Source organism: Streptomyces sp., assembly GCF_019510245.1.
In the GTDB taxonomy this organism is placed as follows: domain Bacteria; phylum Actinomycetota; class Actinomycetes; order Streptomycetales; family Streptomycetaceae; genus Streptomyces.
The window spans coordinates 1-7,665 of the sequence record NZ_JAEKKT010000335.1 but is presented as its reverse complement, the minus strand read 5'-3'; the positions used below and the strand labels follow the sequence as shown (position 1 = coordinate 7,665).

The following is a 7,665-nucleotide window of genomic DNA, read 5'->3' as shown; positions in this document are numbered from 1 at the left end:
AGTGGTGGGCGACGCGTACGTCGATCGCTTTGCCGGTGGCCTTGTTGGTCGCGGTGTAGCGGGCCAGGACGACGACGTTCTCGCCGTCGACGACGTAGGTGTCGTCGTGGGCGGTCCAGTCCTCCCAGTCCTTGCCGAGCTGTTCCATGACGTTGGCGGTGACGCCGTCGGGGGTGCGGTAGGTGCCGGCCAGGGGGAAGCCGGCCATCTCGGTCCACTCGACGTCCGGGGCGAGGGTGGCGCGCAGGGCCTCGAGGTCCCCGGCGGCGGAGGCCAGGTACTGGCGCCGTACGACGTCGGCGGGTGCGGTGGAGGTGGTGAACTCGCTCATGGTCAGCCCCACTTCATTTCGCCCTTGGCGACCTTCGCGCCGATCTGGGCGGCGATCAGCATGCCGTTGTCCGGGTAGCGCGCGATGAGCGCCTCGGTGAGCGCGGCGCCGTCGGACGCCTTGCCGAGCTCCTCCTCGAAGGCGAGCAGGTAGTCGCGGGTGGCGGTGATGGCGGAGGCGTCGGCGGCGGTGGCGGGCAGGCGGTGGCCGGGGACGACCAGCTCCGGGTTCAGGGCGGCCATCTCGTCGAGCACGTCGATCCAGGCGGCACGGGACTCGGGGGTGGCCGTGTCGGCGACCCAGACGTGCTCCTGCTGGAACAGCAGGACGCCGCCGAGCAGGGCGCGGGACTCCGCCTGCCACAGGTAGTGGCGGTCGGGCAGTTCGTCGGAGCCGCCCTTGAGCTCGAAGCGGTGGCCTTCGAGGGTGAGGTCGCCGGTCAGCGGGGTGAGGTCGACGAGGCGGGTGGGCAGGTTCGGGCCGAGGGCCGCCCACGCCTTGAGCTTGCCCTCGTAGGAGTGCTTGATGTGCTCGATGACGATCGGGGTGGCGACGAAGACCGCGTCGGGGAAGGCGTCGGCGATCACTTCGGCGCCGAAGTAGAAGTCGGGGTCGGCGTGGGAGACGAAGACGGTGGTGAGGTTCTTGCCGGAGTCGAGGATCTCGGCGGCCAGGCGGTGGCCGTCGGCGCGGGTGAACGCGGCGTCCACCAGCAGGGCGTCGGTCTCGCCGGTGACGAGGGTGGCGGTCTTGTTCTTGGATCCGGCGGGGAAGTCGAGGTCGAGGATCTTGAAGTCGAGGGCGCTCATGCTCGGGGCTCCTTGGAGGGGTGGAGGGTTGCGGGGTCAGTTGAGGTGTGCGAGACGCCGGTCCACCTCGTCGGCGGTGGCGTGTCCGAGTGCCAGGGGGACGATGTGCTCGCCGTCGATGGCGAGGAGGGTGGGGAAGCTGGAGACTCCGAGCCGGCCCGCGCGGCGGAAGTCGGTGTGGGCCGCGGTCTGCGCTTCTGGCGCTTCGAAGGCGGCGACGACGGCGTCCGCGTCGAGCCCGGCCGCCTGGGCGACCGTCCGGTACGTGGCCGCCTCCGACAGGCTCAGGCCGTCGACGTAGAAGGCGTGCTGCAGGGCCGTGGCCAGCTCCGCCGCGCGGTCGGGGGCCACGTGACGCAGGGCTGCGACGCCGCGGGCGGCGGCCTCGGAGTCCATCACGAACGAACCGTCGGCGATCAGCCGCTCGTAGGCCTCGCCGAACTCGGCGCCGGTCTGCTCGGCGATCTGGGCGTTGGCCCCCTGGACGTAGCCGAAGTCGCGGATCGGGACCCGGCGGCTGCCGGTGAACAGACCGCCGGAGACGACCTCGACCGGCAGGTCGGGGTGGCGCGTGGTGATCTCGCGCAGAGTCGCGGTGAATCCGTGCGACCAGCCGCAATAGGCGTCGAAGACGTAGACGAGCTTCATCGAAGACCTCGGCAGAGAGGGACGCCCGCCGGTTGCGAGCGATTCATCTGACCAAACAGTAACTGACGCGTCAGATATTTCTCGACCCGTGTGAACTGGGACACACAAGCGCCGCCCATGCCATTAGACCTGCGCTGTCGCCGGTCCGCAGGTCAGGGAAGCCGAGGCAGCACATCCCTGGCCGTGTGGCTGAGGATCCGGAGATCCTCCGCGAACCGCTCGCGGTCCGCCACGGGGAGGGGCTCCACGAAGTACCGCTTGATGTTCTCCAGGTGCACCCTGGCAGCGCGTACGGCCGTCTCCTCGCCCAGCGGGGTCAGCCGCACCAGCTTCCCGCGCCGGTCGTCGGGGGACTCCGCGCGCGTCACGAGACCGGCCGTCTCCATGCGGTCCACCAGGCGGGTGGCGCCGCCGGTGGTCAGGACCTGCTCCTGCGCGATGGCCCGCATGGAAAGCCCCGGCTCACCGGCCCGCCCGAGGATCAGCAGCGCCTCGAAGACCAGATGGCTGACGCCGCACTCCACCTCGAGTGCCCGGCCGAGGATGTACTCCAGCCGGTTCGCCGCCCCCTGCAGTCGCCCGAACGCCAGGATGAGCTCATGGTCGGCCGCCTCCTTCGCCGTCCCGATCTCCGCTTCCTCATCCACGGCCGCGCTGCCCCTCTCGTCGTCTCGGTACCACCGTACCGATCACGTACGGCGGGGACGGTCCCCCCGGGTCTCCTGCCACTCGGTTCGCCTCGCGATCCCGAGCCGGCAGGAGACCCCTCGTCGAACCGTTCAGTTGATACGGACGATCTTCCAGAACTGGTCGTCGATGTTCAGGTCGTTCCACTGCACAACTGCCGCGCCGTTGCTGGTGGAGGACTGGGCGACGGCGGCGTTGACTTCGTACGCCCCGACGACCCCGAACTCGACTGCTACAGGCTCCTCCTGGCACCCTCGCTCTACCTGGTCGCGGAGGCAGCCGCGGCGAACCTCGCCCTGTTCACCGAGGGCGGGGGCACGCTGGCCGTCGGCTTCCACAGCGGCATGGTCGACGAGAACGCCCATGTGTACCTGGGCGGTTACCCGGGCGCGTTCCGCGACGTCCTCGGTGTGGTCACCGACGAGCTCTTCCCCCTGCTGCCGGGCGAGAGGACCGGCCTGACGGGGGACGTGGCATCGGGCGCCACGGCCGACCTGTGGTCGAACCGCATTCGGCTGACCGGCGCTCAGGCCGTCGCCTCCCACGCCGACGGCCCACTGGCCGGCCACCCCGCCGTCACCCGCCACCGGCTCGGCAACGGCACCGCCTGGTATCCGGGCACCCACCCCGACCAGGACACGCTCGCCGCCCTGATCGACCGCATCCGCCAGGAGGCCGGCGTCACACCGGAGCAGGACGCACCAGCCGGGATCGAGGTCGTCCGGTGCCGCGGCGCAAAGGCCGACTACCTGTTGCTCATCGACCACACCGGCAAGGGCGCCGAAGCACCTGCCGAAGGGGTCGAACTCCTCACCGGCACACCGGTCACCGGAACCGTCACCGCCCCACCGGGAGGCGTCGCCGTGGTCCGCGAGCCCCGCTGATCCAGCTACCGCGCGTCGGCGGGTCAGCCGAGGCCATCTGCTCCCACGGTCACGGCGGACTCGTCGAGCAGGGCGTCGGAGACGGGCTGTGGCTTCCCGTCGAGGTCGAGGACCGGGGTGGCCTCCTTGTACCAGGACTCGATCACCGCGTTGCCCCAGAAGTCGCGGCGGCGGTCGTCGTTGACGTTCCAGCGGTACGTCTCGTGGTCGGGGTCTCCGGTGTAGTAGTCGGAGGTGTAGATCTCCACCCGGTGGCCGTCGGGATCGCGCAGGTAGACGTAGAAGGCGTTGGAGACACCGTGCCGTCCCGGGCCGCGTTCGATGTGGTGTTCCTTGCGGATCGAGCCGAAGAGGTCTGCGGCGCGCAGGACTTGGTGGGATTCGTGGGTGGCGACGCCGAGGTGGTGCAGTCGAGGTCCGGCGCCGCCGGTGAAGGCGACGTCGTGGACGGTCTGCTTGCGGTACATCCACGCGGCGTACAGCTCGTGCTCGTCGCCCTCGATGGTCTCCGAGCACCCGAAGCCGAGGGACTGGTAGTGGGCGTAGGCGGCCGGGACGTCGGGGGTGCAGATGTTGAAGTGGTCCAGGCGGGCCACCTCGGCGCCGTGGCGCAGGTCGTAGCGCTGGATGAGGCGTTCGGCACGCTCGATGTCGTGGAAGAACTCGACGGGGAAGCCGAGCGGGTCGATGACGCGGACGGCGTCGCCGACACCGGGCGTGCCTTCGCCTTTTCGGAGGCGCCGTACCGGTCGGCCGAGTCGGCGGAAGAACTTCTCCGCCTTGTCGACGTCCTCGGGAGTGCGGACCCGGTAGGCGAGGTGGTCGAGGGCGGCGAGCTCGCCCCTGCGCAGGACGAGGGAGTGGTGTGTCAACTCGTCGGTGCCGCGCAAGCAGAGGGTGTCGGCGTCCTCGTACTGGACGTGGAAGCCGAGCATGTCGACCCAGAACCAGCGGGCCGCCGCGAGGTCGGTGACGGCGAGCTGGGCGTAGGCGGAGCGGATCACATCCGGCGCGGTCACGAGGCGGCTCCGAAGCGAGGGGTGTGAACGTCACCCAGGGCGACGTGGACGATCTTGGATTCGGTGTAGAAGTCGATGGAGTGGGCGCCGCCCTCGCGGCCCACGCCGGACGCCTTGACTCCGCCGAAGGGAGTACGCAGATCACGGACGTTGTGCGAGTTGAGCCAGACCATGCCGGACTCGACGGCGTGCGCGATGCGGTGGCCGCGCTTGAGGTTCGACGTCCAGATGTACGCGGCGAGGCCGAACTGCGTGGCGTTGGCCAGTTCGATCGCCTCGGACTCGTCGTCGAACGGGGCGACGGCCACGACGGGGCCGAAGATCTCCTCCTGGAAGATCCGGGCGTCGCGCTCGACGTCCGCGAAGACCGTCGGCTGGAGGTAGTTGCCGCCGGCGAGGTGGTCGGGCCGGGTGCCGCCGGCGACCAGGCGGGCCTCCTTCTTGCCGATCTCGACGTAGTTCAGGACCCGCTCGTAGTGCTCCGGGTGGACCAGCGCCCCCACCTCCGTGGACGGGTCGGAGGGCGGCCCGACGCGGACGTTCGCGGCCCGCTCCGCCAGGCGACGGGTGAACTCCTCGTACACCGGGCGCTCCACCAGGACACGTGAACCGGCCGTGCAACGCTCGCCGTTGAGGGAGAACACGCCGAAGACGACCGAGTCGAGGGCGGCTTCGAGGTCGGCGTCCGCGAAGACGACGGCCGGGGACTTGCCGCCCAGCTCCATCGAGGTGGTCTTCAGGTGCTGAGCGCCGGCGCGGATGATGTGGCGGCCCGTGTCGGTGGAGCCGGTGAAGGAGATCAGCGGTACGTCCGGGTGGTCGACCAGTGCCTGGCCCGCCTCCTCGCCGATGCCGTGCACGATGTTCACCACGCCCGCCGGAACCCCGGCCTCGGAGAAGATCTCCGGCCACAGCGAGGCCGACAGCGGGGTCCACTCGGCGGGCTTGAGCACCAGCGTGCACCCGGAGGCCAGGGCCGGGGCCAGCTTCCAGCTCTCCAGCATGAAGGGGGTGTTCCACGGCGTGATCAGTCCGGCCACGCCGACCGGCCTGCGCACTACGTAACTGAACTGCTCGTCCCCCTGCCGGAAGGCCTCCTCGCCGAGGGCGACGATCACGTCGGCGAAGTAGCGGAAGTTCTCCGCGGCACGCCGAGCCTGGCCGCGGGCCTGGGTGATGGGCAGCCCCGTGTCGTACGACTCGAAGGACGCCAGCCGCTCGTGGCGGGCCTCGACGGCGTCCGCGATCCTGACCAGAACGTTGGCACGCTCCCGATTGCCGAGGGACGACCAGGCGGGGAAGGCTGACCTGGCGGCCGCCACCGCCCGTTCGACGTCGGCCGGGCCGCCGGCCGCGGCCTTCGCGTAGGGCGTGTTGGTCACCGGATCGGACACGGGGAACGTCCGTCCGTCGGCGCTGTAGACCGACTCGCCGCCGATCCAGTGCTGGATGACGGGAGGCAGGTGCTCGATGCTCATGGTCAGGCTCCGATCTGTGCGGTGAGGTCGCCGCCCTCGGCCAGCAGCGCGCGGATCTTCGTCAAGCCCGCGTCCGTTGGCCCGGTCAGCGGCGGGCGGACGTGGGCGGAGGCGATGCGGCCCTGCTGGGCGAGGACCCACTTGGCGGGCGCCGGATTGGTCTCGACGAACAGCAGGTCGACCAGCGGGTGCAGGCGGTAGTGCAGGTCACGGGCCGCGTCGAAGTCGCCGGCCTCCCACAGTTCGTACATCCGAGCCACCGCGGTGGGGGCCAGGTTGGCCACGGCCGACACGAAGCCCGCCCCGCCGAGTGCCATCAGCGGCAGGCAGAGCAGCTCGATGCCCGACCACACCAGCAGCGAGCGGCCGCAGGCATGCAGTACGCGGGAGAAGTGCTCGAAGTCCTTCGTGGTCTCCTTCACGCCGACGAAGTTGTCGAAGTCGGTGAACAGCCGCTTGACCGTGTCCGGGGCGATGTCGACGGCAGTGCGGGAGGGCACGTTGTAGGCGACGATCGGCAGGTCCGGGAACTCCCGGGCCACCCTCGCGTACCACTGATAGAGAGCCTCTTGGGTGGGCCGCGCGTAGTACGGCGTGATGACCAGGGCCGCGTCGGCGCCCAACTCCTGAGCCGCTGCGGTGAGTTCCAGGGCCTCGTCGAGCTTGTGGGAGCCGGTGCCGGGCAGGAAGGGCACCCGGTCGCCGATCTCCTCGACCGCCGTGCGCATCGCGGCGATCCGCTCGGTGACGCTCTGCGCGCTCGGCTCGCCCGTCGATCCGCCGAGCGAGATGCCGTGCGAGCCGGACTCCAGCTGGAAGCGGATCAGGTCACGCAGGCTGTCGTGGTCGAGGGCACCGTCCGCGGTGAACGGTGTGACGACGGGGGCTATGGACCCGCGGATGGCCGACGGGTCGCTGCGGAACTTCACTGTGTTTCTCCCTTGCACCAGTTCTCGTAGGCGTCCCGCCAGGCCGGACCCAGCGGATACAGGCCGTCGACGCTTTCGCCCGCGGCGACCTGCTCGGTGATGAAGCGCTCCTGCCGTTCCTGTTCGCGGCAGTCGGCGATCAGTTCCTCGGCGAGGTCGGGCGGTACGACGACCACGCCGTCGGCGTCGCCGACGATCAGGTCGCCGGGCTGCACCAGAGCCCCGCCGCAGGCGATGGGCACCCCGGTGTCCCAGGGAACGTGCCTGCGGCCGAGGACGGAGGGGTGGGCACCGGCCGCGTAGACGGGCAGGCCCAGGCCGGTGATGGCGGCGGCGTCGCGGACGGCGCCGTCGGTGACGACACCGGCCGCGCCCCGCCGGGCGGCTCTCAGCGCGAGAATGTCGCCGAGCGTGCCCGCGGTCGGGTCCCGCCGGGCATCCATCACCAGTCCTCGATCGCCCGCTTCTGGGCGTTCATGCCGGTGCCGTACCGCTTGAACAGGTCCTCACGGAGCGGCAGATAGCGCAGGGTGTGGGCCACGCCCACCATCGCCGTGGCGCTGACCGGCCGTACACCGTCGATCGACATGTGCGGCAGACCGCGCGAGCGCATCTGCGCGCTCAGCGTCGCCACGGCGACCGAGCGAAGTCCGTCGGCAAGGTCGTCGGCCAGCAGCGGCTTGGCCACGTACCCCGACCCGTAGGCCGATTCCTCCTCGGCCCGGTCGGTCCTGGGCTGCGCGCCCCACGGCTCCAGGTCGTGATCGGCGTCGGCAATCGGGTTGCGCAGCACTCCTGTGCTCAACCGGCCGTCGCCGACCTCGACTTCGACCACGTCGCCCGGTCCGACCACCGAGGCCCCGGCCGGGGTACCGGTGAG

Annotated in this window: 8 protein-coding genes and 2 pseudogenes; 1 reads left to right on the top strand and 9 read right to left on the bottom strand. The window is 70.6% G+C overall.

The annotated features are described in order from the left end of the window. The 4 genes from JF597_RS50540 to JF597_RS50525 form a co-directional block, all read right to left on the bottom strand. On the bottom strand, positions 1-331 hold a 331-nt coding region (locus tag JF597_RS50540; protein WP_294013106.1), incomplete at its 3' end, for a nuclear transport factor 2 family protein. Between the two features lie 2 nt (positions 332-333). Then, on the bottom strand, positions 334-1,140 hold the full coding sequence (locus JF597_RS50535) for an MBL fold metallo-hydrolase (protein WP_294013103.1): 807 nt from the start codon (positions 1,138-1,140) through the stop codon (positions 334-336). 36 nt (positions 1,141-1,176) lie between these two features. Continuing rightward, entirely contained in the window at positions 1,177-1,788 is a 612-nt protein-coding gene (locus tag JF597_RS50530) for a DsbA family protein (RefSeq protein WP_294013100.1), read from the bottom strand. Positions 1,789-1,940: 152 nt separating this feature from the next. Further along, a complete protein-coding gene (locus JF597_RS50525; protein WP_294013097.1) occupies positions 1,941-2,435 on the bottom strand; it encodes a MarR family transcriptional regulator in 495 nt (164 codons plus the stop codon). Positions 2,436-2,669: 234 nt separating this feature from the next. Between JF597_RS50525 and JF597_RS50520 the strand changes: the two are divergent. After that, a pseudogene (locus JF597_RS50520) lies at positions 2,670-3,359 on the top strand (beta-galactosidase trimerization domain-containing protein); the annotation flags it as partial. A gap of 23 nt (positions 3,360-3,382) precedes the next feature. On the opposite strand, the gene hpaD reads toward JF597_RS50520, so the two are convergent. The 5 genes and pseudogenes from hpaD to JF597_RS50495 all read right to left on the bottom strand — a co-directional run. Beyond that, the gene (gene hpaD, locus JF597_RS50515) at positions 3,383-4,378 is read right to left on the bottom strand and encodes a 3,4-dihydroxyphenylacetate 2,3-dioxygenase (RefSeq protein WP_294013093.1); all 996 of its coding nucleotides are present in this window, start codon (positions 4,376-4,378) and stop codon (positions 3,383-3,385) included. Then, positions 4,375-5,856, bottom strand: a complete 1,482-nt coding sequence (gene hpaE, locus JF597_RS50510) for a 5-carboxymethyl-2-hydroxymuconate semialdehyde dehydrogenase (RefSeq protein ID WP_294013090.1) — start codon at positions 5,854-5,856, stop codon at positions 4,375-4,377. The genes hpaD and hpaE overlap by 4 nt, the downstream gene beginning before the upstream one ends. A gap of 2 nt (positions 5,857-5,858) precedes the next feature. Then, positions 5,859-6,785: a 4-hydroxy-tetrahydrodipicolinate synthase gene (gene dapA, locus JF597_RS50505; RefSeq protein WP_069762140.1), complete on the bottom strand. Its 927-nt coding sequence runs from the start codon at positions 6,783-6,785 to the stop codon at positions 5,859-5,861. After that, positions 6,782-7,228, bottom strand: coding sequence for a hypothetical protein (locus tag JF597_RS50500; protein WP_294013086.1), 447 nt, complete (start codon positions 7,226-7,228; stop codon positions 6,782-6,784). The genes dapA and JF597_RS50500 overlap by 4 nt, the downstream gene beginning before the upstream one ends. Then, positions 7,228-7,665, bottom strand: a pseudogene (locus JF597_RS50495) (hypothetical protein); the annotation flags it as partial. The gene JF597_RS50500 and the pseudogene JF597_RS50495, both read right to left, overlap by 1 nt.